At 46.4% G+C, this 25,712-nt stretch carries 23 protein-coding genes and 1 pseudogene; 16 read left to right on the top strand and 8 right to left on the bottom strand.

Annotated features, from left to right (window positions below; genetic code table 11):
- Nucleotides 1-23 precede the first annotated feature (23 nt).
- The 5 genes from ADIS_RS05865 to ADIS_RS05885 form a co-directional block, all read right to left on the bottom strand.
- Nucleotides 24-551, bottom strand: coding sequence for a 5' nucleotidase, NT5C type (locus ADIS_RS05865; RefSeq protein ID WP_010853451.1), 528 nt, complete (start codon nt 549-551; stop codon nt 24-26).
- A 1-nt stretch (nt 552) separates the two neighbouring features.
- Complete coding sequence (locus ADIS_RS05870) at nt 553-1,149, bottom strand: kinetochore Spc7 family protein (RefSeq protein WP_155907178.1); 597 nt, start codon at nt 1,147-1,149, stop codon at nt 553-555.
- 132 nt (nt 1,150-1,281) lie between these two features.
- Nucleotides 1,282-1,701 carry a peptide-methionine (R)-S-oxide reductase MsrB gene (gene msrB, locus ADIS_RS05875; RefSeq protein ID WP_010853453.1) on the bottom strand — a complete coding sequence of 140 codons (420 nt, stop codon included), beginning with the start codon at nt 1,699-1,701 and terminating at the stop codon, nt 1,282-1,284.
- 38 nt (nt 1,702-1,739) lie between these two features.
- Nucleotides 1,740-2,924, bottom strand: coding sequence for an aspartate aminotransferase family protein (locus tag ADIS_RS05880; RefSeq protein ID WP_010853454.1), 1,185 nt, complete (start codon nt 2,922-2,924; stop codon nt 1,740-1,742).
- Between the two features lie 30 nt (nt 2,925-2,954).
- Entirely contained in the window at nt 2,955-3,866 is a 912-nt protein-coding gene (locus ADIS_RS05885; protein ID WP_010853455.1) for a class I SAM-dependent methyltransferase, read from the bottom strand.
- A 166-nt stretch (nt 3,867-4,032) separates the two neighbouring features.
- On the opposite strand from ADIS_RS05885, the gene ADIS_RS22225 reads away from it, so the two are divergent.
- The 6 genes from ADIS_RS22225 (at nt 4,033) to ADIS_RS05915 (ending at nt 9,599) form a co-directional block, all read left to right on the top strand.
- The gene (locus ADIS_RS22225; protein ID WP_010853456.1) at nt 4,033-5,301 is read left to right on the top strand and encodes a fasciclin domain-containing protein; all 1,269 of its coding nucleotides are present in this window, start codon (nt 4,033-4,035) and stop codon (nt 5,299-5,301) included.
- 187 nt (nt 5,302-5,488) lie between these two features.
- Nucleotides 5,489-6,253 carry a 3-keto-disaccharide hydrolase gene (locus tag ADIS_RS05895; protein WP_010853457.1) on the top strand — a complete coding sequence of 255 codons (765 nt, stop codon included), beginning with the start codon at nt 5,489-5,491 and terminating at the stop codon, nt 6,251-6,253.
- Nucleotides 6,254-6,293: 40 nt separating this feature from the next.
- On the top strand, nt 6,294-7,637 hold the full coding sequence (locus tag ADIS_RS05900; protein WP_010853458.1) for a Gfo/Idh/MocA family protein: 1,344 nt from the start codon (nt 6,294-6,296) through the stop codon (nt 7,635-7,637).
- A 166-nt stretch (nt 7,638-7,803) separates the two neighbouring features.
- Nucleotides 7,804-8,400: a helix-turn-helix domain-containing protein gene (locus tag ADIS_RS22230; RefSeq protein WP_010853459.1), complete on the top strand. Its 597-nt coding sequence runs from the start codon at nt 7,804-7,806 to the stop codon at nt 8,398-8,400.
- Nucleotides 8,387-8,752, top strand: a complete 366-nt coding sequence (locus tag ADIS_RS05910; protein ID WP_010853460.1) for a HepT-like ribonuclease domain-containing protein — start codon at nt 8,387-8,389, stop codon at nt 8,750-8,752. The genes ADIS_RS22230 and ADIS_RS05910 overlap by 14 nt, the downstream gene beginning before the upstream one ends.
- Before the next feature lie 4 nt (nt 8,753-8,756).
- Entirely contained in the window at nt 8,757-9,599 is an 843-nt protein-coding gene (locus ADIS_RS05915) for an arylamine N-acetyltransferase family protein (protein WP_010853461.1), read from the top strand.
- Nucleotides 9,600-9,649: 50 nt separating this feature from the next.
- On the opposite strand, the gene msrA is transcribed toward ADIS_RS05915, so the two are convergent.
- Nucleotides 9,650-10,744 (bottom strand): peptide-methionine (S)-S-oxide reductase MsrA, encoded by a 1,095-nt coding sequence (msrA, locus tag ADIS_RS05920; RefSeq protein ID WP_035804879.1) that lies wholly within the window; start codon nt 10,742-10,744, stop codon nt 9,650-9,652.
- 53 nt (nt 10,745-10,797) lie between these two features.
- On the bottom strand, nt 10,798-10,986 hold the full coding sequence (locus ADIS_RS05925) for a PspC domain-containing protein (protein ID WP_010853463.1): 189 nt from the start codon (nt 10,984-10,986) through the stop codon (nt 10,798-10,800).
- A 145-nt stretch (nt 10,987-11,131) separates the two neighbouring features.
- Here ADIS_RS05925 and ADIS_RS05930 point away from each other — a divergent pair, with 145 nt between their 5' ends.
- On the top strand, nt 11,132-11,491 hold the full coding sequence (locus tag ADIS_RS05930; RefSeq protein ID WP_010853465.1) for a hypothetical protein: 360 nt from the start codon (nt 11,132-11,134) through the stop codon (nt 11,489-11,491).
- 159 nt (nt 11,492-11,650) lie between these two features.
- On the opposite strand, the gene ADIS_RS05935 is transcribed toward ADIS_RS05930, so the two are convergent.
- Nucleotides 11,651-12,067 carry an AlbA family DNA-binding domain-containing protein gene (locus ADIS_RS05935; RefSeq protein ID WP_162141561.1) on the bottom strand — a complete coding sequence of 139 codons (417 nt, stop codon included), beginning with the start codon at nt 12,065-12,067 and terminating at the stop codon, nt 11,651-11,653.
- Between the two features lie 145 nt (nt 12,068-12,212).
- Here ADIS_RS05935 and ADIS_RS05940 point away from each other — a divergent pair, with 145 nt between their 5' ends.
- The 9 genes and pseudogenes from ADIS_RS05940 to ADIS_RS05980 all read left to right on the top strand — a co-directional run bounded on the left by ADIS_RS05940 (nt 12,213) and on the right by ADIS_RS05980 (nt 25,475).
- Nucleotides 12,213-12,782, top strand: a complete 570-nt coding sequence (locus tag ADIS_RS05940; protein ID WP_010853467.1) for a hypothetical protein — start codon at nt 12,213-12,215, stop codon at nt 12,780-12,782.
- A gap of 59 nt (nt 12,783-12,841) precedes the next feature.
- Complete coding sequence (locus ADIS_RS05945) at nt 12,842-13,744, top strand: histone deacetylase family protein (protein ID WP_010853468.1); 903 nt, start codon at nt 12,842-12,844, stop codon at nt 13,742-13,744.
- A 140-nt stretch (nt 13,745-13,884) separates the two neighbouring features.
- Entirely contained in the window at nt 13,885-14,529 is a 645-nt protein-coding gene (locus ADIS_RS05950; RefSeq protein ID WP_010853469.1) for an OmpH family outer membrane protein, read from the top strand.
- A 103-nt stretch (nt 14,530-14,632) separates the two neighbouring features.
- Nucleotides 14,633-15,604, top strand: a complete 972-nt coding sequence (locus ADIS_RS05955; RefSeq protein ID WP_010853470.1) for a deoxyhypusine synthase family protein — start codon at nt 14,633-14,635, stop codon at nt 15,602-15,604.
- Nucleotides 15,604-17,235, top strand: coding sequence for an OmpA family protein (locus tag ADIS_RS05960; protein ID WP_010853471.1), 1,632 nt, complete (start codon nt 15,604-15,606; stop codon nt 17,233-17,235). Before ADIS_RS05955 ends, ADIS_RS05960 begins: the two co-directional genes overlap by 1 nt.
- 187 nt (nt 17,236-17,422) lie before the next feature.
- Nucleotides 17,423-18,097: pseudogene (locus ADIS_RS05965) on the top strand (tetratricopeptide repeat protein); the annotation flags it as partial.
- Nucleotides 18,098-18,249: 152 nt separating this feature from the next.
- Complete coding sequence (locus ADIS_RS05970) at nt 18,250-20,142, top strand: site-specific DNA-methyltransferase (protein ID WP_010853473.1); 1,893 nt, start codon at nt 18,250-18,252, stop codon at nt 20,140-20,142.
- Nucleotide 20,143: 1 nt separating this feature from the next.
- Nucleotides 20,144-21,997: an ATP-binding protein gene (locus tag ADIS_RS05975; RefSeq protein ID WP_010853474.1), complete on the top strand. Its 1,854-nt coding sequence runs from the start codon at nt 20,144-20,146 to the stop codon at nt 21,995-21,997.
- Nucleotides 21,998-22,349: 352 nt separating this feature from the next.
- The gene (locus ADIS_RS05980) at nt 22,350-25,475 is read left to right on the top strand and encodes a type III restriction-modification system endonuclease (RefSeq protein ID WP_010853475.1); all 3,126 of its coding nucleotides are present in this window, start codon (nt 22,350-22,352) and stop codon (nt 25,473-25,475) included.
- Nucleotides 25,476-25,712 lie beyond the last annotated feature (237 nt).

Consider the following 25,712-nt stretch of genomic DNA (forward strand, 5'->3'; position numbering starts at 1 on the left):
TGCCCAACCGGCTTTTTGTTGCACTAGAGCAGGTAGCTGGCCAATTCGTCCCAATCATTTACCCTCAAGTGCCTTCCAGGATCTGCGAAGATATTGTGGGGCTGGGTGAACAAATACGATTTTGACCCTCGGAACACATTTAGGTTTTTGAAATGGTCGTCGATCATGATATCGGTAGCTATGGGAGACTTAGATCCGCAAAGAATAATTTGCTTCCAGGTGATAAAGGGGAAGTGTTCCTGCAACCACTCGTATTTCTCCAACAAGCTGTTTGGGTATTCCATGGCTGCCGAAACGATGAAAACCTCGTATCGCTGATTTAGCCTTTCCACCACTGAAATAGCGGAGGGCATCACCTTGGCATTGCGAAAAAATCCAGCGGTTCTGACGTGTTTTTCCAGCAAGGGGAAAGCAGCATGTTCCGTCACGCCCTGCATGCTAGTTTGGGGGATTTCTTCGCCTGTTTCCGCCAAGTGCATGTCGTAAAACTGGGCGTACACGTCGGCAAGGACGCCGTCCATGTCTATTGCGATAGAAGCCAGGTTCGTCACGTTACCGTTTGTTTAGGGCATCGACCAATTGCCTGTTGAGTTTGCGCTCGCGCTCCAGTGTGTTTTTTCGGTGTTGCTCGTACTCCTCCTGAATTTCTTCCAACCTTTTTTTCGTCTCTGCCGTCACCACATGGCTGCGTCGGAACCTAAAATAAGAAACCACCAAAGCCGTGGCAAGGAAGATTACGATACCCCACATTAAGTTATTGTAGAGGGCCTTGTGCAAATAAACGCCAAAAATAGAAAAACTGTCGCGTTGCTCTACGGCATCGCTAAGCTGTTGGTTTGTTTCGGATATCTGTTGGTTCAACTGGTCTATAGACGACTTTTGCGTGTCGATTTGGGATTTTAACTCCGCCACCTGCCTGTGAAATGAGTTAATGGAGTCGTTGATGTTAGACTCGAGCCGATCCAGATGAGCCCGTTTGACTACCTTGTAATCTTGGTAATTGGTGGATACATTTTTGACGTAATCAAACTGACTGCTGATCGTACCCTTGTCAAGTCCTTCTTCTTGGGCATTTACATATCCAGTGCTAGCGGCGATTCCCAAGGTGAAAAACAGAAAAATGAGCAGGGAATGATTTGTTCTCATCATGACTTTTTACGTAAAATTGGCGTTACTTCGGCTATTTTTTTACAAAAATAACCAAAGGAGATTGAATTATGCCATCAACTTGCAAGTTTCATGCCCAGGATTGGAGGATCTGCCCCTAAAACCCCTATTTTGTTAATGCTCGGGGTTAAAATTCATGGAAATGGAATTGATACAGTACCGTATCCCTCCCCGGTCGCTGGGGCCATCCGGAAAGCGGTGCCCCAAGTGTCCTCCGCAGCCTGCACAAAGTATTTCCTCGCGTATCATTCCGTGGGAGTAATCCATTTTTACGGTTATGGCCTCTTTGGACACCGGCTTGGTAAAGCTGGGCCATCCGCATCCACTGTCATATTTGTCCTCGCTGTGGAAAATATCGTTGCCACACCCAGCACATTCATAGATTCCGGTTTCGTGGTTTAGATAATAGGCGCCCGTGTAGGGTCTTTCGGTTCCCTTCTGTCGAAGGACATAGTAGGTGTCCGGGTCAAGTTTGGCACGCCATTCCTCTTCTGAAAGCTGTATAGGGAAGGATTTTTGGTCTTCTTTTTTCATTTGGATAATTTACCTTTTATACCTTGACAACAAAAAAGTCAACCTTGGTGTTCGATGGCATCTAGGAGGACGTTACATGCCTCAGCAATTTGCTCTTCGGAGATGGTAAGTGGAGGGGCAATGCGCATGGAATCGTCGCAAAACAGGAACCAATCGGTAATTACTCCTTTGGATATGGCCCGATCAATGATAGGTTTCAGCACTTCGAAGGACTCGAATTCCAACGCCATCATCAGTCCCACATGACGGCAGGATTTGATGCGGGGATGTACCAGCAGTTTTTTGAACAAGGCCGCTTTACCAGCCACCTGTTGGGCGAGGTTCTCCTCTTGAATGACCTGAATGGTGGCAAGTGATGCCGCGGCGGAAACCGGATGACCTCCGAAAGTGGTGATATGTCCCAACAGAGGGTTGGTTTTCAGGGATCCCATCACTTCCTTACCTGCGATAAACGCACCAATGGGCATGCCTCCCCCCATGCCTTTTGCGCAAACGAGGATATCCGGCACAATGCCATAGGACTCGAATGCCCAAAAGGTTCCTGTCCTTCCAAATCCCGATTGTATTTCATCTAGGATCAAAAGCGTTCCTGTTTCATCGCAACGGGAACGTAGGGCGGCGAAATAGGCTGGATCGGCAAATCGTACACCAGCTTCTCCCTGAACGGTCTCCATGATGATAGCTGCCGTATGTTCAGTGATGTGGGCAAGATACTCCTCTTCTCCAAAGGGGATGGTTCGAATCCCGGGTAAAAGCGGTCTGTAGGCACGTTTAAACATCTCATTGCCTCCTACGGATAGCGATCCATGAGAGGATCCATGATAGGCGTTGACGCAGGAAAGAATTTCCCGGCGATTGCTGTATCGCTTTGCCAACTTGATTGCTCCCTCCACTGCCTCGGATCCACTATTTACGAGGTACACATTGTCCAATTGGCTTGGAAGGGTTTGGCAGATAGCTTGGGCTAGGAGCGTTTGGGGACTTTGAACATACTCCCCATACACCATCAGGTGAAGGTACTTTTCCAGTTGGGCCTGGATGGCGGCAATAACCCGAGGATGCCGGTGACCCACATTGCTGACACCAATACCCGAAATAAGATCCACATACCTTTCGCCGTTCGGGCCATACAGGTAGATTCCCTCGGCCCTTTCGATCTCTATCGCCAAAGGGAAATCAGTTGTTTGGGCCAAGTGGTTCAAAAAGAGCTGACGGTTGTTCATTTCGGTGAATTAGGTACTATAGGGTATTGATTATGGTTTCCCGGTTGGCATACTTCGAAATCGGTAAAAAATCCCTAAAGGCAGTTTTTTACCGAAATTGTCTTGTAGAAACAATTCTCCGTGCGAAGGGTTCAGCACGGATTTAAAGCTGCCCTTTACGAGGTTTTCGGCGATCAGCGAAGAAAAGCTTAGCGAGTAAAGATTTAGAATGAAGAAGTTTCTTTCAGGATCCAAAAGCTGTCCACAAAGTTTCAGCAACTCATTGATGTTTTCTTCCAAAACCCATTTTTCTCCTTTGGGACCTCGACCATAGGCGGGAGGATCCAAAATAATCCCTTGGTATTGGTTACCCCTTCGCACTTCGCGCTGGGCATATTTGAGCGCATCGTCGATGATCCAGCGAATATCACTTTGGCCGGAAGCCTCCATGTTGAATTTGGACCAGGTGATGACCTGACGCACGGCGTCCAAGTGGGTGACCTCCGCTCCGTGTGCTCTTGCAGCGACGCTGGCCGCACCCGTATACGCAAACAAGTTCAATACCTTTGGGTTAGCGCCTTGGAAGGCAGGCAACGTCTCAGACAGGTAATCCCAGTTCACGGCCTGTTCCGGAAAGATCCCGATGTGTTTGAAGGAAGTCAGCGATAAATTTAACGTTAGTCGGAGCCCCATTGGATTTTTGTATTGGATCTCCCAGTTTTGGGGCATTTTTTTCAGTATCTCCCAGTTTCCCTTCTCCGGATTGCCCTTTTCCTTGGCAAAGTGGGCATGGGCAAGTTTTCTCCATTCCGCTTCATTCAGGCTCTTGTCCCAAATCGCCTGAGGTTCTGGTCGGCTTAGCACATACGCGCCAAAACGCTCCAATTTTTCAAAACCTCCGGTGTCGATGAGTTCATAATCGACCCAATGGTCTGGGCTTAGCGATGAGATGGTAGATTGCATGGTGCAAAAGTACGGAATTTAGAGGGTATTGGTAGCCAGGTTCCGGTTTTTGTGGATAGGGCGATTTTTATATCCATCCCTAGGTATATCATACCCTGCCAAATTCCCATAAACGAAACAATAAACCCTTATCGTAGTTAACCTTTGGAAACAAAACTAAACTGCCATGAAATTATTGAAAATTCTGTCCCTTTTTATGGTTTTCGGCCTAGTCCTGAGCTGTAACGATGAAGATCCCCTTCCGGAGGAACCTGAAGGTCCCCCGTCCATCGTCCAACTAGCGTCCGATACTCCCGATCTTTCGCTACTCGTTCAGGCCGTGACCCGGGCGGGATTGGTAGAAAGTCTATCCGGTGCCGGGCCATTTACCGTATTGGCACCCACGAATCAAGCTTTTCAGGCTTTATTGGATTCAGAGCCTAGCTGGAACTCAATTGCTGACATTGATGTCGCTGTATTGGAGGCCGTGTTGCTTTATCATGTGTTTTCAGGTGCGACGGCTTCCAATAGCCTTACCGCAAATCAGCAATTGACTTCAATGAATGGCGAAGCGGTTACTGTTACCCAGGTTGGGTCTACTGTTACCTTTAATGGAGTCGCCAACGTGGCCGCAGCAGACATAGAGGCTAGCAATGGCATCGTCCACGTGATCGATGCGGTGATTTTACCGCCGTCCTTAATCGAAGCAATCACCAAAACGCTTCGTATGGTCGATTCTGCGGAGTATGGCATGGTATTTACCGACGGCAATGGCATGACCCTTTATTATTTTGCCAGGGATGTCAAAGGAAACAACAACTGTACGGGAGGCTGCGCCAACAATTGGCCTAAGTTCCATGCTACGTCCATCAACATCACCGGTAACGGATTTGACCCGGAGTTGGTAGGTGAAATTGATGTAAACGGAGAAATGCAGTCTACCTACAACGGATGGCCTCTATACACCTTTGTAAACGATGAAACGGCAGGCGACTTTAATGGAGAAGGAGCCGGGGGCGGCAATTGGTACGTAGCAAAACCCGATTACGATGTAATGCTTGCAAACGACCAATTGGTGGGAAATAATGGTGAAAGCTATGTGGTGAATGCGGAGGGGGTCATCTCCGTAGGCACCGGAAACACCATGTATTTTACCGATTTTAATGGACGAACGTTGTACCGTTTCGTAAATGACGTGGCCAATCAGAGCAATTTTGGCGGAAACCCTGCGAACTGGCCTCTATTTACCAACGAGGTGACTGTTGTCCCTTCACTGTTGGATGCAGCTGATTTTGGCGTAATGGGCACAGGTCAGGTCACCTATCGGGCCAATCCGCTCTATTACTTTGGACAGGATGCAGCGCGTGGTGAGACAAGAGGTGTAAGCGTACCCTCTCCGGGTATCTGGCCAATCGTAAACCGAAATACACCCGCCTTGGTGGCGAGTGGTGACTAATCGGTTCAAAATTCTTATTTGAAAAAGCCTGATCCATTAGATGGGTCAGGCTTTTTTTTTGGTAGTTGGGAATTAGTCCCCACCTCTGACCGAGGGAAACACCACGTATTTTTTTTGCCCAGGCGTGGTTTTCTAGCGGCAAATGGTTTAATTTGATTTATTAATTAACCGTAAACTTAAAACACACATGAGATTTTCTTTATTATCCGCCGCCATGGTGGCCGGTTGTTTTATGGCGTCTCCGCTGTTTGCCCAGCAAGAAGAGGTAAAACTTCCACCTCAGGCGACTGAATTTTATACGCCTGTAGTAAAAAAGGTAACTCCGGGCAAGGAAAACCACCTGCCACCGGCAGACGCCATCGTACTGTTTGATGGCAGTAACCTGAATGCGTGGGTCAGTGATAGGCCTGGGAGTTCACCTGCACCATGGAAGGTGGAAAATGGCACCTTTACCGTGGTACCCCGCACGGGCGGGATTCGAAGTAAAGAATCGTTTGGCGATGTTCAGGTACATATAGAGTGGAGTGCGCCGACGGTAATAAAAGGAACCGGGCAGGGCAGGGGCAATTCCGGCTTTTTCTTTATGGGCAAATACGAGTTGCAGATACTTGACTCCTACGACAACGAGACCTATACGAACGGGATGGCAGCCAGTATCTATAAGCAGCATCCGCCTTTGGTCAATGCCATGAGGGCTCCCGGGGAGTGGAATACGTATGATGCAATCTTTAAAGCTCCCAGGTTTGATTCCAATGGGATGCTGGTCTCCCCGGCAACGATTACCGTGATCCACAATGGGGTGCTGGTACAGAACAATGTTGAGCTAAAGGGTCCCACTCTTTATATCGGCATACCTCATTACGAAGCCCATGAAGCAGCACTTCCTTTCCATATCCAGGACCACGGAGATGAGGTGAAGTTTAGAAATATCTGGGTAAGAAAATTAGATTAATCCACTTGAGTAGAATCATCCCTTACTAACCAAACTTTCCATGAACTCCAGAAGAAAATTCATCCAAAAATCCCTGCTTGCCTCCGCTGGAGCCGCTGTATTGCCCAATGTGGTATCCGCCGAGCATTTAGCGGCCCTAAAAAAGAAGGTGGGGGCAAACGACCAATTAAATATTGGCCTTATTGGATGCAAAGGCATGGGCTGGTCCAATATGAACAGCCATCTTTTATTACCGGAAGTAAATTGCGTGGCGCTAGCGGATATTGATCAAAGTGTCTTGGATCAACGTAGTGCCAATGTACAGGAATTGAGGGGCAAAAAGCCCAAGCAGTATACAGACTACCGAAAGATGCTTGAGGATAAGGACATTGATGCCGTTATCATCGGTACGCCCGACCACTGGCATTGCCTGAACTTGGTAGACAGCCTATCGGCAGGAAAGCACGCCTATGTGGAAAAACCATTGGCCAATTCGATCGAGGAGTGTAACCTGATGGTAAAAGCGGCGGACAGATACGGTAAAATGGTACAGGTTGGACAATGGCAACGAAGCGGGTCACAGTATGCCGCTGCCATCGATTTTGTCAAATCCGGTAAGCTCGGAAACATACGTCTGGTAAAAACTTGGGCCTATCAGGGTTGGATGAAGCCGGTACCGGTAAAGCCAGATGCCCAAGTGCCCCAGGGCGTGGATTACAAGATGTGGTTGGGGCCTGCACCGCAACGTCCCTTTAATGAAAACCGCTTTCATTTCAACTTCCGGTGGTTTTGGGACTATGCCGGTGGTTTGATGACCGACTGGGGGGTTCATGAAATTGATATCGCGCTCTATGCCATGGGGGTAAGTGCGCCCAAATCGGTCATGGCCTCGGGCGGGAAGTTGGCCTATCCGGACGATGCATCCGAAACACCTGACACCTTACAGACGGTTTACGAGTACGATGGCTTCAATATGCTGTGGGAACATGCCACCGGAATAGATGGCGGCAACTATGGTACCACGGAGGGAATTGCGTTTATTGGCAACAACGGTACCTTGGTCGTAAACCGGGGAGGCTGGAAAGTAATTGCCGAAACGGAAAATGTAGACGGACAAAGACGGGAGAAAATCGAAGCGATGGAACTGGTAAGGCCTACGGGAAATGCGCAGCAGATTCACTGCCGCAACTTTGTGGAAGCGATCAAGGCCAACGACCAATCCCTGCTGAACTGCGGTATTAAGACGGGTGCAGTTGCCGCTGTCAATGCGCACATGGGCAATGTCGCCTATAAGTTGGGACGAAAAATCTATTGGGATGCGCAAAAAGGAGCGTTTACCGATGCCGACGCCAATGACCTTGTTAAAGCGACCTACCACAACGGTTGGAAGCTCCCGCAAGTGTAACGTATGGATAGCCTCACCCTACAAAAAAGCAAGGTATCCCCTTGCTTTTTTTGGTTTAATTTCACTTATTGACTCGCGGATCACCTTTCAGGGTAAAAATACCACAAGTGTGCCAGCACTGCTTTGAAGAAATTACGCCCAACCAATTCCTGTAACCAGCCCTCACATGATCAATGCTTTTGGAGTACGCATAAAAACCTTTCGCAAATCACGGAGATGGACACTCTCGAAGGTTTCCCAGCACCTAGGGGTAGATCAAGCGATCGTTAGTAAAGCCGAGCGGGGGCTTCGTAGTTTGACCAAACAGCAGGTATTTCTACTTTCGGAGTTGTTTGAAGTATCCCCAGAGGTGTTGATGATACCTTGGCTGGCCGACAGGGTTGCCTTGGCGGTGGGAGAGGAGGCACAAATTGCCCCAGAGGCCTTTCAATTGGCCAAAGAGGTTGTCGCTTTTAGGAATTACGAACCTTTTAATTTACGAAGAAATTACCAAGATCTTATCGACGTAATTGCTCGGTTTGGGCAGGTGCGAAAAGCGTGGATATATGGATCTTTCGCAAAAAAGCGTGTCCATGCCCAGAGTGACGTGAATTTAGTTCTGACCACGTCTGGAGATTTTTCCTACTTTGATCTGGCCGAGATACAGAATAAGCTGGAGAAGCGGTTGGGACGGCCAACCGACATCGGGTGGATGGACAACCTAAAAAAGCCCGTCCTAGATACCGTTAAGGAAGAACTTGTCTTGATATATGAAAAAGTTTAACGACAGGGAAAGCCTGGCCGCTGTATCGGCGTTGCTGGTCGCTGTTCAGCGCTCCATACAGTATGTGCGAGAAAACAGTATGGAGGATTTTTTTCAAAACGAGATGCTACGGGAGGCCATTTTTTACCAATTGTTTGTGATCTCTGAAAAAATTGGCTCCGTAGATCGCTTTTTTTTGGATCGCTACGACTATCCTTGGTACCAACTGACAAGTTTTCGAAAGCTGATGTTCAATGAAAAATTTGATATCCGGTTGGAGGCTGTTTGGCAAATGATAGAAAAGGATTTCCCAAACCTGGAAAAGACCCTGCTTCTGATGAAATCCAAGGAATTTCCGAACCGTGTCTCCTGAGTAGATGAACGATACCTCGCCTTTTTTTTCGCCCATTTCCCCCGACGGATTGGCCAGCTATTTGGATCGGATAGGCTATGAAGGGGATGTGGCTACCTCGCTGAGCTGCCTGGAGGCGCTTCATTTACTCCACCCACAGGCCATACCCTTTGAAAACATCAATCCCTACTTGGGACTACCGGTACGATTGGACCAGGGAAGCCTGATGAAGAAGCTGATAACACAGGGCAGGGGAGGGTATTGTTTTGAACATAATCTCCTTTTTGGTGCCGTACTGCGGAAAATTGGCTTTAAGGTTCGGAGCCTGGCGGCAAGGGTGTTGTGGCAACTTCCAGCAGGGAAGATCATGCCAAGGGACCACATGGTGCTGATGGTGTCCCTGCATGCGGAAAGGTACTTGGTAGATGTAGGTTGGGGGGGCAATACGCTGACCAAACCGTTGCTCTTGGGCAATGACCAGATGCAGGCTACTCCCCACGAACCGTTTAAACTCCAAAACTGTGACGGAATTTATACGCTATCCATTCAACTAAACGGAGAGTGGGAGCCCATGCACCAATTTGGGCTGGAAGAATACCTGCTGCCGGACTATGAGGTGATCAGCTGGTACTTGAACCAACATCCGGATTCCCTGTTTGTAAACCATTTGATGGCGGCACGGACGACTAAATCCGAACGGCTGGCCCTCAAGGACGACCAATTTACCATTCACCCCACAAATGGGGTTACCGAAAAGAAACGTCTTGGCACTCCCGGAGAGGTTTTGGATGTTCTGCAGGATCGGTTTGGAATCCGAATACCCGAAAAGAAAGCCCTGATCGACAGACTCCGGCAGCGGGTATTCTGAGGAGTTAACGTTTCCATCAAAATGTACCGCCAAGCCTCGTGGATCTTTGGTCAGTCAACCAACCAAAGATAGGCGCCGTATCCCTGCTGAGCCATTTCGGCCTTGGGGATGAACTTCATGGCCGCCGAATTCATGCAGTAGCGTAAACCTGTGGGGTGGGGGCCGTCGTTGAATACATGGCCTACGTGCGAATCCCCAAACTTGCTGCGAACTTCTACCCGAACCATGCCATAGCTTTTGTCCAAAACCTTTTCCAAAAATCGGGCGTCTATTGGTTTGGTGAAACTGGGCCATCCGGAGCCGGACTCGTATTTATCATTAGAACTGAACAGGGGTGCACCTGATACTATGCAGGTGTATATACCGGCCTCTTTGTTGCCATTGTAGGCATTGTCAAATGCCCGTTCCGTTGCTTCTTCCATGGTGACCTGGTACTGCAGCGTGGTTAACCTTGTCTTTAAGGTTTGTTTATCCGGTTTGGGGTACCGGATTGAAGAGGGTACCTCCCAGTGGGCTTCGATAAACCGGTCTCTTCCTGAACCTGTGCGGTACCGTTTGTAGTCCTGCGGATTTTTTTTGTAATAGTCCTGATGGTAGGCTTCTGCTTTGTAAAAATTGGTGTACTTAACGATTGGTGTGACGATGGGTTTTGAAAAAATACCTGAGCGGGCCAGCCGTTCCTTGGAGGCTTCGGCTACCTGTTTCTGCTTGGTATCGTGATAGAATATGGCAGATTCGTATTGGCTGCCTCTGTCGTAAAAGGATCCCCCGGCATCTGTGGGGTCAAATTGTTGCCAAAAGATGTCGATGATTTCCGAATAGCTGATCACATCGGGGTCAAAGGTTACCTGAACGGCTTCCTTATGGGAGGTCCTGCCTCCTGACACATCCGAATAGGTGGGGTTTTTCTCCTTGCCACCGGCATAACCCGAAACGACGGACAAGATTCCTTCAATGCCCTCAAAGGGTGCCTCAATACACCAAAAACAACCACCCGCAAACGTAGCCAACTCTTTTTTGCCTGCATAAGTAACAGGGACATCCGTTGATTCCAGCTGTTTGTTTTCCACCGGTCCATTTGCCGAACAGGCCATTAAGGTAAAATAGAGGATCCCAACCGTCCACAACAAATTTAACTTTTGCATATCCAACGAAATTTTACGAATAAACCAATACCGTGTACGAGATGTTTTCGGATTCATTCCTCGGGCATTAGAAACCAAAGTATTAGGTACACCAATATGCCCGGAAAGGCAGCACTCAAGATGGAAATCAAGACGTAGACAATGCGAAGTTTGTCTGCCTCCCATCCCAGGTAGGCAGCCAGGCCGGAACAGACGCCGGCAATCATTTTGTTCGAGGGTATACGGGTTAGCTTCTTTTCCATAACAGCGTGTTTTTTATTTTCAGCGTGTCTAGTTTTTGGCTTTCGTCAAGGCAAACGCCACTGCTGCATTTGTAGGTCTAAAGCAATAATACAATCTTTTCGGGAAATAAAATCCGCTGAACGGAGTATATTTGACAAAAAAATCATGCAAGAAACCTGGAAGTTTGGGAATGTGGACTTCGGGCAGGTTGGAGATCCACCCACGGTTGAGGGCTTTTCGCGGCTTTTAGGGGACCGTAGTCGTGAGATGGGCATTTTCCTGTCCTATTATTATCGATCAGAGGGAGCAGTAGTGGAAAACGTCTCCTTAACATCGCTTCAGGTTCATTCTCCGGAGGTCGGCAAGTTGCTTGTTCGCTTTTCATTGGTCCATTTTAATGCCTGCCTCAACATCCATGAAGAGGGCCGTGAAACCATGGAGCTGGGCTACCGGGCTGTTCCCGATACGAATGAGTTGATCCTCACCGGCCCCTTTTGGCCGGAGAGGGATCCGGATGGGTGGTAGAACCGGCAGTGGCGATGGAGGCCGGATGGAATGGAAGAAAATGGGGAAGGTGTGATTATCCAACAGTGGGATAATCCCCAAGATCGGGGAGGTAGATGAATGACTACTCTCAAAAAAATTCCCTCTGATTCAGAAGTTGGTATCCTTCGGCTCAAGACCTTACGGTGTGCCGGGATCCTCCATGGGTAAACTGCGATCTCCCTGTCGCCGGTAGAAGGTGCGGTTCCCCTCAAGGTCCTGGACGAAATGGGGCTTTCGGTCACTTTCGGGGATATTCATGAACAGCAGGTATTTTTCGTCTTCCAGTTTTTCGTCTTCCCAATAATCGATTTCGTAGGTTTCGAATGAGTGAGGAATGGAAGGTATGCAGTGACGTGACAATGCCTCTCCCAGCATGTATTTTTCCTCCTCCGGGTCAATGCCTGCAATTTTTCGCCGATCTGTTACCCCCACCACGATGGTGCCACCGATTGTGTTGGCAAAGGCTACGATGGTTTTTGCGATTTTTAACTGATTGCTAATGCTTTGTTTAAAGTCCAGATTAATTCCTTCCGGTTGTGAAATTATTTTTTTCACAAATTCGTTGTCCTTTTTCGGCGGTTCCATTTTAAAAACACATAAAAGTTCCTATATTAAGGAGCAATATGGCCTATAAACGCCAATAAATCGATATTTTGCTAGTTTAGTTTCCTTTTCTTTTAGTAAACCGTAAAACCCCAGCATGCAAGTAGTAAACATGGGATTTGATCCCCAAACCATTGAGGCTCTCAAAAATGAGCTTACCTCCAGCGGGAAGACGTATAAGATCATCCCCAGTGAGGACAACTCCGAGGAGTTTGTGAATTTTTATTTTATTGGAATGTATGAGGGTAGGGAAGTGATATATGATGCCGCGCTGTATACGCTTCGCCTGCATCATTCCAGCGAGTTATATGAAATCGCCGAACATGAGGCGGCAAAGAAATTCCCGAATTTCAAGGGAATTCAATACGAAGAGGATGAAAATGGCAACCTGAAACCGCTCAAGACCGAAGAAGAGGAAATCGGTTGGTTTATCACGGAAATGATCATGGAAATGGAGGAAGAGGAGACCGTGAAGGTACAGGAATTTTTGGATCTAGATACCCACCATGATTTTGGGATTGGACTGGATGTTGCCTTGAATGTGGAGGTGATTGATGACAAGGTGATAGCGTCTTTTGTACGTGATTTCAACAACGATACGCTCACCCTCGACGATACCTTTTATTCTTTTCAGTCTGAGGAAGAAGAGGAGACCGAGGAGGACTGATTTATCCCCATCCCCAACAAATGATTCGGTTGACGGTTTTCTTTTGAAACCTACATTCCATGCTGAAAATTGCCTGGTCGAAATGCTATGCGCACCCCCTGCCGCCCGGACATCGCTTTCCGATGGAGAAATACGAGCTGCTTCCGGAACAGCTGCTGTATGAGGGCACCGTTACCCCCTCTAATTTCTTTGAGCCATACCGATTGGATACACGGTGGCTGCTTAGTACCCATACACAGGACTATGTGGAAAGGCTTTTTTCCTTATCGCTCAGCAAGTCAGAGATACGGAAAACAGGATTCCCATTAAATGCCGAATTAGTCGATAGAGAGGTGCACATAATGGCCGGATCCGTGCAGGCAAGCGAATATGCGCTTGAATATGGAATAGCCATGAACATTGCCGGAGGCACCCACCATGCGTTTGCAGATAGGGGGGAAGGTTTTTGCCTGCTAAATGACCTGGCAATCAGTGCCAACTACCTGCTCCAATCGGGGCTTGCCCAAAAGGTGCTGATCGTAGACCTCGACGTGCACCAAGGAAACGGCACGGCAGCTATCTTTCGCGAGGTACACGAAGTTTTTACATTCAGCATGCATGGTGCCGGTAATTATCCCATGTACAAGGAAGAGTCCAACCTGGACATTCCGCTCCCGGACGGGATCGGGGACGAGGACTACCTTGCCATCCTTGAAGATTCGCTTCATCCACTCATCGAGGATTTCCAGCCCGATTTTTTGCTGTACCAGTGTGGTGTAGACGTATTGAAGACCGACAAGCTGGGGAGGCTGGGCCTGTCGCTAAATGGCTGCATGGAGCGGGATCGCATGGTGTTGGAAGCCGCCAAAAAGAAAGGGATCCCCATAATGTGCTGCATGGGGGGCGGGTATTCGGAGCGCATTCGTGACATCGTGGAAGCCCATGCCAACACATACCGCCTGGCGCAGGAAATCTACTTCTGACAGAGATGATTTGCGTTGTAAGGTAATCAAGTTGGAGCCTGGACAGCGTTACTTGCTTCGGAATTTCCCAGTTTATAACGCAATTTCAATTTGTAGATAGACAAGATTGTTTATATTTGCCCCGAATCGTAAAAAAGTAAATGAAAGTGAAGACAATTATCAACGCAGTAGGAATGTTATCCCTTGCAGGGATTCTTTTGGGAGCCTGTAATGCCAACACTCCTTCAGGGGCTGCCTCAGAGGGTGTGGCCGGAGAGATCAATATGACCGATTTGAAGATCGCCTATGTACATACGGACTCTGTGATCAATAAATTTGAGTTCTTTATCAACAAGTCCAAGGAGATTGCTGATAAGGGTAAAAAGTTTGAAGACGAGCTAGCTTCCCGCGCACGTGGGTTTGAGCGAGAGGTGGCCAATTTTCAGCAGTCTGCCAACACCATGACCATCAACCAAGCGAGGGCAAAGGAGGAGGAATTGGTAACCAAAGAAAGAAATCTGGTAACCTTTCGGGACAACTTGATGCAGGAACTGTCCTCCGATGAGTCCAGGCTTTACAACGACGTATACGATCGAATTCAGGAATACCTGGCAAAGCACGCAGAGAAGCATGATCTGGAAATGATCTTATCCTACACCCGAGGGGGTGGCGTGTGGTATGCTGACAAAGCATTGGATATCACCGATGAGGTGATCAAAGGCATAAACGAAGACTTCAGGGCCAAATCAGGTACTGCTGCTCCTGCTGCACAACAGCAGGCTCCTGCAGCTACCGAAGGCAATTAGTCGGAAAGTTTTCCACAGGAAAGCCCGGTATCAACGGGCTTTTTCTATTTATACCCATTTGGATTGATTTTGAATCACTAAGAAGACACAAAACGAGTTGAATATGGAAATTACAACGTTTTTGAAACACCATTACCGCCATTTCAATGCGGCGGCCTTGATCGATGCAGCCGAGGGATACCGGGCCCACCTGGATAATAACGGCAAGATGATGATTACGCTGGCCGGTGCCATGTCCACCGCGGAATTGGGCATTTCATTGGCGGAGATGATCCGTGAGGACAAGGTACAGATCATTACCTGCACAGGCGCAAACCTGGAGGAGGATGTTTTCAATCTAGTAGCCCATGACTATTATGAGCGGATACCCGGATACAGGGATCTTTCACCGGAGCAGGAGCAAGCCCTGTTGGAACGCCACATGAACCGGGTAACGGATACCTGTATCCCGGAAATGGAGGCCATGAGACGGATCGAGAACGTGATTCTGGACGAGTGGCAAAAGGCCGACCAAGCCGGTGAGCGATATTTTCCGCACGAATTTTTCTATAAAATCCTCCTCTCCGGAAAATTGGATGCCTCGTTTCAAATTGACCCCAAAAACAGTTGGCTGTTGGAAGCAGCGAAAAAAAACCTGCCGATGATCGTACCAGGTTGGGAGGATTCCACGTTGGGAAATATGTATGCGGGCCATTGTATTTCGAAAGACATCGATAATGTGCATACCGTCCGAAGCGGAATAGAATATATGATGTTTCTGGCCGAGTGGTATACGGAAAATGCGAAAGATGAAAGCACGGTTGGTTTCTTTCAGATAGGGGGCGGTATCGCAGGCGATTTCCCGATCTGCGTGGTGCCCATGCTTCACCAAGATCTTCAGCGGGACAATGTCCCTCTTTGGGGCTATTTCTGTCAGATCTCGGATTCGACCACCTCTTATGGTTCCTACTCCGGGGCTGTCCCCAACGAAAAAATAACGTGGGGAAAGCTTGGATTGGAAACCCCCAAATACATCATCGAATCGGACGCGACCATTGTGGCCCCACTGATCTTTGCGATAGTACTAGGCAAGTAATGAATGTAACGATTATCTGTGTTTATAAAAAAGCAGCACTGATTCCAGTGCTTGCTTTTTTTTTAGTTGCAGCCTCATGGTCCCAGACGTTGATCCCAGTGCAGGGAGCCAACTCGCCCTATGATGAGATTCATCCGGTTCTGGCACCCAGTGGCGACCTGTATTTTACTAGGGCATTTCATCCCGAAAACCCAGGGGGACCGGAAAACCCGGGCGATATCTGGCTTAGCCATCGGCTGACCACCGGAGTATACGATACGGCCAAGCGTGTAAAGGAACTGTCTACAGAGGGCTTCGACCTGGTCATTGGCTTTCCGGATGCAAACCAGGTGTATGTGTACCACAGTGCCCAAGCCAAGCATCCATCTGCGGGTATTTACAGCTATCGGTATAAGGAAGGATCTTGGCAGGCAGGCGCCAACGTGGAAATCCCGGGGTTTAGGCCCATTGGTGCCCGTGTGAGCGGTCGCCTCAGCCAGGACGGCGATGCTATTGTGCTATCCATGAATTCCTTCGGTTCTTATGGAAACGAAGATATCTATATCTCCCTAAAAGACGAATCGGGGTCTTGGTCCAGATTGATTCACTTGGGACCGGAAATCAACACGCCCTTTCAAGAGTTAACCCCCTTCCTGAGCGCTGACCAAACGCTCCTCTTCTTTTCATCTAACGGGCAGGGCAGCCAATCCTCGCAGCGTATATTCTTTTCACGTCGCTTGGACGACACCTTCGCCCGTTGGAGTAGCCCACTTCCCCTGCCCATGCGCGAAGGAAGGGGAATGACCCTGTCCTATTTCACAGATGGTCTGCATGCGAAGTCCTTTATGACCAGTACCAGCAGTAGCGATGGGTACGGGGATATTTTTTTGCTGGAATCCGCCCTGGATGTACCGATACTGGAGGATTGGCCGGAACTCAGCTCCCAACGTGAACCGCAAACAGAAAGGGCTCTTTCTCCGGTTCCGATAATCCCATCCGTGGCTTCGGTCACCGAACCTGCCGACGTATCGGAAAGGAAAATTCCTGATTTGGTTACAGACAAAGCGGTTTCAGTGCCTAACCGGGGTCAAACGCGCAAGGACAGACTCTTGGATAGATTTGCTGTTTTCAGCATCACCTCGCTACGTGGTGATAGCCTGCTGGTGCTTACTGATGAAAGCCCGGTGGATCTATTTGATACCGACCTGGCGCAAGCTACCCTGCAAGTACCCGGTTATCTCCCGATTAGATTGACTGCGGGGGATTTAGACGGGGACTTGGTTGGGTTGGTTCCGGCGCGATCGGAGGCACGGATGCTGCTGGAAAACATCCAGTTCCAACGGGGAAGTACGCAGTTTTTGGATAGCCGCTCCGAGGCGGAGGTACAGGTGATTGCGGTCTTTTTGCAGCGGAACGCCACCCTTAAAATTGTGCTGGAAGGGCATACGGACAGTTTTGGAAATGTGGAGCTCAACAAGAAGCTATCCCTGGACCGTGCGCATGCCGTTCGGGATCGGTTGGTGGCCGACGGGATTGAACCCGACCGCATTCGGGTGGTGGGCTACGGAGGCACGCGCCCCATAGCGGACAATCAACGGGAGGAAGGCCGTATGCAGAACCGGCGGGTGGAGATGGTCATCTTGGAGGAATAGGCTTTATCGCAATTGACTCCATTCAATGCCAAGTCTGGCCGTATCGGTCGGTAGCTGATTCATGGGTCTACTGGGTATCGTGTAAGGTAGGTTAGTTTACAACCTGGCTGCAATAGGTGGTTAGGCTTGGTTTATTTTTTGTCATTCTACTTAGATGAGATCCATTTGCCATTAGTTTGCCCAGGCGAGGCCTATTTTGGAAGAACTGATCAAGAATAATCCGACGGTAAGTGAATACCACAGAAACCTGGCCCAAACCTATGAGGAAGAGGGGCAGTATGAAAGAGCGGTGGATGGTTTGATTGACGCTCTTAAATGGGATCCGACAAACCACTGGGCCCTGATTCTGATGGGGAATATCCATATCAGATATTATAACGACGTGAATACCGCCATGACCTACTTTGACCAGGTAATGGAAACCGACCCCGATAATTATGTGGCACTCAACAATATCGGCGGGACATTCCTTCAGCTAGGGAAATTGAATTTGGCGGAAAGATACCTATCCAAGGCATACAAGGCCAATCCCACATTTCCCCACATCACCTTGGGTTTGGGGCTCGTGAGTTTCGAAAAAGGAGAATTACCCACTGCTTTTGATTACGCCATCGAAACCTTCAAAAACGAAGAGCATGTGGATGGTGCAGTGTTCCAAAAGGCATTGCAACTCGCCCTGGAATCGGCCAGATCGCTTGGCAAACAACAAGTGGGCAAAGAAACGCTGGTAGACTATAAACTCCTGGCCTATTACTACGTCAGTTGGGCCTTGGCCATTCCGGAGATGCTAAAGGAGTTGCAGATGCCGTTTGAGCGGGAGTATGAGTTGGCGATTACGCTTTCGGGAAAAGCAAGTGAGTAAATTCCGAAGGTCTGTTTTTTCCCTCCCAATGCTATCCCGTCCTGACTTTTCCTACCTTCAAGCCCTAGTTGGTTTCTGGAAAGTAGCTAAATCTCTTATATTAGGGCATTATTACATTTTATTCTCAATTCTTTACAGGAAACGATCATTTTATGCCCGACCGTCTCGATATGCAATCACCTGATTTGGTGAAGGATAATATAGAAAAATTAGCCGCTTTGTTTCCCAACTGTCTCACCGAAGGCCCGGATGGCAAAGCCATAGACTTCGACCTGCTACGACAGGAACTCAGCCATCAGGTAGTGGAAGGCACCAAAGAGCGCTATAGACTGGAGTGGCCGGGTAAGAAAGAAGCCATCGTCACAGCCAATATACCCACTACCAAGACCCTCCGGCCAGTCCGGGAAGACTCCGTGGATTTTGATACTACCGAAAACCTTTACATCGAAGGAGATAACTTAGAAGTGCTCAAACTGCTTCAGGAATCCTATTTGGGTAAGATCAAGATGATTTACATAGACCCACCTTACAATACGGGGAATGATTTTGTGTACAAGGATAATTTCTCCAAGGATTCAGAGGAAGAATTACTTGATAGTGGGCAAAAAGATGAATATAACCAACGGTTGGTTCCCAATCCAGAATCCTCAGGAAGGTACCATTCAGATTGGTTGTCGATGATGTATCCGAGATTGAAATTGGCGAGAAATCTCCTAACTGACGATGGTGTAATTTTTATTTCTATTGATGATAATGAAGGTCATAACCTTAGAAAGGTTTGTGAAGATATTTTTGGGATATCTAATTTTCAAACAGAAATCATTTGGCAAAAAAGGTATACGAGAAGTAATAATACTGTTGACTTTACCACAGTAGTTGAGTCAATAGTTGTATTTTCTAAGTCTGAAAATTTTATTGTAAATCTTTTGTCGAGGACACAAGATGCTGACGATAGATATACGAATCCAGACAATGACCCAAGAGGGCCATGGAAAGGTGCTTCCTTTTTAAATCCGGCAACACCTGCTCAAAGACCTAACTTATGCTACCCCATCCAAAACCCTTTCACGAAAAAAATAACCAATCCTACAACCAATGCTTGGAGAAGAAGAAAAGAAGAATATGAAAGGCTTTTAGAAGAAAATAAGCTTTATTGGGGTAAGGACAAAATGTCGGAGATTCCATCTATTAAAATGTTCTTATCCGAAGCAAGAGGTTTAACACCAACAAATTTCTGGGACCATATTTATGCAGGAAATACAGATAATGGAACAAAAGAACTTGAAGGACTATTTCAAAAAAAACTTTTTGATTACCCAAAGCCTTCTCTATTAATTAAAAGGATTCTTGAGCATAGCACAGAAAATGATTGTTTGGTTCTTGATTTTTTCTCTGGGTCGGCGACAACGGCTCAAGCAGTACTTGATCTCAATGCTGAGGACGGTGGAAAAAGAAAATATATTTTGGTGCAAGTACCAGAGAAAACCAATGAAAATAGCGAGGCATATAAATATGGTTATAAAAACATCTGCGAAATTGGCAAAGAACGTATCCGTCGAGCAGCCAAGAAGATTAAAGAGGAAAAGCTAGCGAAAGCACAGCAGGATGGGTTGTTTGCGGATTATCAGGATACGCAGGATTACGGCTTCCGTGTCTACCGCCTGGATTCCAGCAATATGCAGGATGTGTATTACAGCCCGAAGGAACTACAGCAAGGGACCTTGGACTTATTTGCTGACCATATCAAGCCCGACCGCACGGCAGATGATTTGCTCGCACAGGTGATGCTGGACTGGGGATTGCCGCTTTCGTTGAAAATCGAGCAGGAGCAGGTTTCTGGGAAGCAGGTATTTAAAGTAGCCGGGAATTCACTTGTTGCCTGCTTCGATAAGGGCATAGATGAGTCCTTTGCTAAGGAAATTGCGGAGCATAAGCCTATGCGTATCGTATTTAAAGATGCTTCCTTCCGTAACGATACGGCCAAGGAAAATGTGAAGCAGTTATTGAAACAGTTGAGTCCGGAGACGGAGATGAAAGTGATCTGATATGGACGGATATAGCGCTAAAGACCTTTTTGAATTACTGAATCAACAGGACGAGTGTGACTGGATAGAAGCCAAAGGTGGAAAAGAGAGTTCACACTCATTGATGGAAACCGTTTGTTCCTTTTCCAACGAACCCGGATTGGGGGGTGGCTATATTTTATTGGGAATTGCAGAAGATAGGGGGACGTTGTTCCCTCAATATAAATCTGTTCACATAGATAACCCTGACAAAGTTCAGAGAGACTTTGTGACACAATGCAGTTCTATGTTTAATATCCCCATCAGGCCAAAGGTCAGTGTGGAAACAGTATCCGCAAAAACGGTCATCAAGATAAAAATCGAGGAATTACCTACCAATCAAAAACCACTTTTCTTTAAGAACGAAGGACTTCCAAAAGGGGCATTTAGGCGAATAGGTCCAACGGATCAACGGTGTACAGAAGACGATCTTCGCATATTTTACGCAGACTTCAAAAGCTATGATACCACACCCGTTTCTGGTACTTCTCTTAATGATATTGATGAGCATGCTCTAAAACGATACAGGACTCTCCGGGAAAAAGTTAATCCTACGGCGGAGGAACTTAGTTACGATGATCAGGAATTGTTGGAGGCCTTAGGTTGCCTTAGCAAAGAAAATACGCGTGAGTTGAATTTGGCTGGTTTGATTCTATTTGGGAGTTCCAAGGCTCTCCGTTCCAATTTCCCTATGGTTCGTGTTGACTACATCCGGGTTCCTGGAAACAAGTGGATTGAAGACCCTGACAATCGTTTCACAACCATAGATATGAGAGGCCCCTTAATGACACTTCTTTTTAGGTTGATGGATGCTATCAATGCGGATTTACCAAAAGGATTTTTATTACCGGAAAACAGTATTCAAGCCAATACAGTCGGTCTCCCGACTAAAGCCCTTAGAGAAGCAATCGTAAATGCCATCATGCACAGGTCATACAGAGAACACCGTCCCACGCAGATTATAAGGTACGATAATAGAATTGAAATCATCAATCCTGGGTACTCTCTTAAATCAGAGGAAAGGCTTGGTGAACCTGGAAGCGAAACAAGAAATCCTTTTATAGCTTCTGTTTTTCATGAAACCAATCTTGCGGAAACCAAAGGGTCAGGTATTCGGGCGATGCGTAAGCTTATGCATCAGGCTAAATTGGCTCCACCGACTTTTGAATCCGATAGGGTAAATAATCAATTTGTGACAAGGCTATTGTTGCATCATTTTTTAGATGAACGTGACCTGAAGTGGTTGGGTCAGTTTGAAAAATTCAATTTGACTGATGGTCAAAAACAGGCTTTGATTTTTGTGAGGGAAGTTGGAGCCATTGACAATCATACGTATAGGCAAATGACAGACTGTGAAGTTTCAAAAGCCAGCTATGAGTTAAGGCAGCTTAAGAGTCATGATTTATTGATAGCCAAAGGTAAAGGGAAAGCTACGTACTATGTTCCTGGAGACTTTATTTTAGATTTGAGCGCTGCTCAAGAAAAAAGCCCCTCTTCTACCAGCAATTTAAGTACACCAGCTCGGGATTTAAGTACACCAGGTCAGGATTTAAGTACACCACCTTCCATAGACCATGAGTTACAAAATCAACTAGATTTACTGAATCAGCGAGAGCACGATGCAGCTAAGGTTAAAGATATTATCACAAAAATTTGTGCAAAAGAACATGTCAAAGCGGTACATATTGCAGCAGTACTCAATAAACGAGAGGATTACATTAAAAGAAAATATTTAAGTGAAATGATCAAATCAGGCGAGTTGGAATACCTTCATCCTGAGATGATCAGTCATCCTGAGCAAGCATATATTACCTCAAAAAAAAACAATTCAGGATAAGAACTTCCAGGTCTGAATTAATAAAGACAACACCAATAGGATGCTCTGTATGTTAAGAATGCACCATGATTACCTTTCCCTAAAGCGTAGAGACCTTAGTGCACCACCTCTTCGGCTTAGTGCACCAGTTCCAGCGCTTAGTGCACCACCTCCTCAGAAAAAAGTACACCAGCTGGGGATATAAGTACACTACCTCTTCAGCTTAGTGCACCAGTTATTCCCCTTAGTACACCAGCTGAAAAGAAAATAAGTACACCAGCTCCAGGAAATAAGTACATAGGTACTTATCGTAATCATAAAACTCAGATGCTCCTATTCGCAACGTCAAACCTATCCGATTCCAGATCAGCTTATGAAATTACAATTTAAAGAACAGTTTTTTCAATTACAGGCCGTACGTGCGGTGGTGAAGGTTTTTGATGGCCAACCGCTAAAGTCCAATACGTTCACCTTGGAGAGAAGCAAGGAATTGTTGAGAAGGGCCAAAGAAGCTGCTTTGGGTTTGCACGGGTTGGATTTTGACAATCAGCTCATGGAGTCTATCGGTTATAGAAACTCCCCCTTGCAGTTGTCAGATGATGACATGTTGGACAATATCCAAGAGATACAAAGAGGTAGTGACCTGAAGGAATGTTTGAAAATAGAAGCCCCTAAAGGACTCAAATTAGGGTATAACCTAACGATTGAAATGGAAACAGGTACAGGTAAGACCTATACCTATATCCGGACCATGTATGAACTTCACAAGCATTATGGGTGGAGCAAGTTTATTGTCGTTGTTCCTTCCATAGCTATCAGGGAAGGGGTTTTTAAAACCTTTGAATTGACAAGGGATCATTTTCAGGAGGTATATAGACATAAAATAGCTCCGTTTATATACAATTCCTCAAGACCTCAGGACATAGAAAATTTCGCTTCGGATTCCAGGATTTCTGTGATGATCATCAATACCCAAGCTTTCAATGCCAGTGGCAATGATGCCAGAAGGATCTTTATGGAACTGGATCAGTTTGGGACAAGAAGGCCTATTGAAATCATTGCACAGACCAATCCTATTCTTATCATAGATGAGCCACAATCTGCGGGTAAAACCGGTTCAAAGACCTTAGATAAGATGCAAGAATTCAATCCCCTCATGTGCTTGCGGTATTCTGCTACGCATGCAGAGGAATACAATAAAATTTATCGCTTGGATGCACTGGATGCCTATAACCAAAAACTTGTCAAGAAGATACAAGTTAAGGGAATCAACATCAAAGGTTCTACAGGAACCACAGGATACCTGTACTTGGAGCAGATTATGTTAGATACGAAAAAGCCTCCAAGGGCTTTAGTAGAGTGGGAAGTCCGGTCTTCTTCAGGTCATGTAAAGAGAGTGAGAAAAGCCCTCGATAAAGGCGCTAATTTCTTTGAGTTGTCAGAAGGAATGCCTCAGTACAAAAATTGGGTGCTTACAGAAATCGACGGCTATAAAAATCAGATTACTGTTAACGGACTGGAAATCCAAGCAGGGGAAGCTGTAGGGGATCTTGACGAAAAAACATTCCGTCGCATACAGATCAGAGAGACCATTCAGTCCCATCTGGAAAAAGAAAAAGTGCTTTTCAGAAAAGGAATAAAAGTACTGTCTCTTTTCTTTATAGATTCGGTGGACAAGTACAGAGTCTATGATCAGGATGGAAATGAAGCGTTGGGTGATTACGCTAAAATCTTCGAAGAAGAGTACAATAACCTGAGAAGTGGATTTTTGGACCTGTTCAATCAGGAATACAATGATTACCTGGAGCAAACAGATCCCGGAAAGCTCAAAGGCTATATGCCCACTGACTACAAGGAGTATCTACAAAGATATGATGCCAGTAAGGTCCATAATGGATATTTCGCGGTAGACAAGAAAAAGAAACTGGTAGATCCTTCGGTAAAACGTGGCTCTGAGGATTCAGATGATATCTCGGCTTATGATTTGATTATGAAGGATAAGGAGAGATTATTGAGTTTTGATGAGCCCACCCGATTTATCTTTTCCCACTCAGCGCTCAAAGAAGGCTGGGATAATCCCAATGTCTTTCAGATATGCGCCTTAAAACAATCAGATTCTACTGTCAGAAGAAGGCAGGAAGTCGGTAGAGGTATGCGTTTGTGTGTGAATGACCATGGTATCCGACAGGACTATGAAACAGTTGGTGAAGAAGTACACATCATCAACAAACTTACCGTCATCGCCTCTGAATCTTACGAGAAATTTGCAAAAGGTCTTCAGGATGAAATTGCTGCTACCTTGAAAGATAGGCCGATGAAAGCGGATGAGAAGTTCTTGATCGGAAAGCTTATTACTGACGAGAGAGGCGTGCAGATTAGAATCAACGAGGATCAGGCCAAGAAGATGAATAAGCTGCTGTACAAAGCAGATATTTTGGATGAGAATGATAAGATTACGGCTTTAGGTCGGGAAAAGATTGAAGATGGGAACATTCCAGTTCCTGAGGAATTGATACCTTTCAAGCAGGATGTCCTTAAATTGCTTAAGTCGGTCTACAGTGGAGAGGCGATGAAGCCGGAAAACGACAGAAATACAGTTACTGTAGGTGTCAACAAGAATTTTTACAGAGAGGAGTTTAAAGCCTTGTGGAATAAAATCAATTTGAAAAGCATCTATGAGGTGCAATTTGATTCAGAAAAATTAATCAGGGAAGCAAAAAACAGGTTGAACAAAGATCTCCATATTTCAGACAGGTCATATGAAGTCAAAACGGGGGAACTGGAAGGAGGAGAAAAAGAGAATCTGGACGCAGGCAATGCTTTCAGGGACAGTGAAAGACGATCTGGAAAAATCAAAACTGACGCCTATACCAATGCCACTTATGATCTTGTAGGAGAAATCGTCCAGCAGACGAATTTGACAAGGAGAACCGTTGCAGATATTTTAAAGGCAATAGAGCCGGTGAAATTCGCCATGTTCCAGAAAAACCCTGAAGAGTTTATCATGAAATGTGGCATTTTGATCAATGAAGTGAAAGCAAGTCTGATCATAAATAATATCGTGTATCACAAAATTGATGAGCGATACGATGCAGCTACTGTGTTCACCAATGACAAACAGGCCTTGAGGCAGTCGGAAAAATTACAGAAACATATCTATGATTTTCTGATTTCGGATTCCAAGACAGAAGCCGAGTTTGCAAAAAATTTGGAGCTCAGTACCGCAGTGACTGTGTATGCCAAGCTGCCTCAGAGTTTTTACATTACTACGCCGATAGCCAGATTCAGCCCTGACTGGGCGATTGTGTTTGACAAAGAAGACTCCAAGCATGTGTACTTCGTCGCAGAAACGAAAGGCGATGAGTCTGAGCTGGAATTAAAAGAAATAGAAAAGCTCAAAATCCATTGTGCAGGGGAGCACTTTAAAGCGATTTCCGGGGCAGAGGTGACCTTTGCCAAAGTGGCAAGTTATGAGCGATTGTTGGAGATAATTAATTGATTGGAGGGAACCATTGGATTATATATGCCCTCTACCTAAGAAATGGCATGAGATTCACCGTTTCATGGCTGATTATTGGAAAAAAGAGCTTAATCATATGACGGAAAAACCACCAGTTCCATTAATACTGGCAGGTTGGAACTTTAGTGAAAATTGGCAAAAAAAGATCGCTGGCTAGAAACCATTAAGTGGGCAAATGCTAATGGATGTTCAGATTTAATTCCCAAACTAAATCAA

The sequence above is a fragment of the Lunatimonas lonarensis genome, assembly GCF_000390185.1.
GTDB lineage: Bacteria > Bacteroidota > Bacteroidia > Cytophagales > Cyclobacteriaceae > Lunatimonas > Lunatimonas lonarensis.

Excerpts from the sequence above, each read along its gene's own strand:
- ADIS_RS05870 (WP_155907178.1), bottom strand. The coding sequence starts at position 1,149 with ATGATGAGAACAAATCATTCCCTGCTCATTTTTCTGTTTTTCACCTTG.
- msrB (WP_010853453.1), bottom strand. The coding sequence starts at position 1,701 with ATGAAAAAAGAAGACCAAAAATCCTTCCCTATACAGCTTTCAGAAGAG.
- ADIS_RS05880 (WP_010853454.1), bottom strand. The coding sequence starts at position 2,924 with ATGAACAACCGTCAGCTCTTTTTGAACCACTTGGCCCAAACAACTGAT.
- ADIS_RS05885 (WP_010853455.1), bottom strand. The coding sequence starts at position 3,866 with ATGCAATCTACCATCTCATCGCTAAGCCCAGACCATTGGGTCGATTAT.
- ADIS_RS22225 (WP_010853456.1), top strand. The coding sequence starts at position 4,033 with ATGAAATTATTGAAAATTCTGTCCCTTTTTATGGTTTTCGGCCTAGTC.
- ADIS_RS05895 (WP_010853457.1), top strand. The coding sequence starts at position 5,489 with ATGAGATTTTCTTTATTATCCGCCGCCATGGTGGCCGGTTGTTTTATG.
- ADIS_RS05900 (WP_010853458.1), top strand. The coding sequence starts at position 6,294 with ATGAACTCCAGAAGAAAATTCATCCAAAAATCCCTGCTTGCCTCCGCT.
- ADIS_RS22230 (WP_010853459.1), top strand. The coding sequence starts at position 7,804 with ATGATCAATGCTTTTGGAGTACGCATAAAAACCTTTCGCAAATCACGG.
- ADIS_RS05910 (WP_010853460.1), top strand. The coding sequence starts at position 8,387 with ATGAAAAAGTTTAACGACAGGGAAAGCCTGGCCGCTGTATCGGCGTTG.
- ADIS_RS05915 (WP_010853461.1), top strand. The coding sequence starts at position 8,757 with ATGAACGATACCTCGCCTTTTTTTTCGCCCATTTCCCCCGACGGATTG.
- msrA (WP_035804879.1), bottom strand. The coding sequence starts at position 10,744 with ATGCAAAAGTTAAATTTGTTGTGGACGGTTGGGATCCTCTATTTTACC.
- ADIS_RS05925 (WP_010853463.1), bottom strand. The coding sequence starts at position 10,986 with ATGGAAAAGAAGCTAACCCGTATACCCTCGAACAAAATGATTGCCGGC.
- ADIS_RS05930 (WP_010853465.1), top strand. The coding sequence starts at position 11,132 with ATGCAAGAAACCTGGAAGTTTGGGAATGTGGACTTCGGGCAGGTTGGA.
- ADIS_RS05940 (WP_010853467.1), top strand. The coding sequence starts at position 12,213 with ATGCAAGTAGTAAACATGGGATTTGATCCCCAAACCATTGAGGCTCTC.
- ADIS_RS05945 (WP_010853468.1), top strand. The coding sequence starts at position 12,842 with ATGCTGAAAATTGCCTGGTCGAAATGCTATGCGCACCCCCTGCCGCCC.
- ADIS_RS05950 (WP_010853469.1), top strand. The coding sequence starts at position 13,885 with ATGAAAGTGAAGACAATTATCAACGCAGTAGGAATGTTATCCCTTGCA.
- ADIS_RS05955 (WP_010853470.1), top strand. The coding sequence starts at position 14,633 with ATGGAAATTACAACGTTTTTGAAACACCATTACCGCCATTTCAATGCG.
- ADIS_RS05960 (WP_010853471.1), top strand. The coding sequence starts at position 15,604 with ATGAATGTAACGATTATCTGTGTTTATAAAAAAGCAGCACTGATTCCA.
- ADIS_RS05970 (WP_010853473.1), top strand. The coding sequence starts at position 18,250 with ATGCCCGACCGTCTCGATATGCAATCACCTGATTTGGTGAAGGATAAT.
- ADIS_RS05975 (WP_010853474.1), top strand. The coding sequence starts at position 20,144 with ATGGACGGATATAGCGCTAAAGACCTTTTTGAATTACTGAATCAACAG.
- ADIS_RS05980 (WP_010853475.1), top strand. The coding sequence starts at position 22,350 with ATGAAATTACAATTTAAAGAACAGTTTTTTCAATTACAGGCCGTACGT.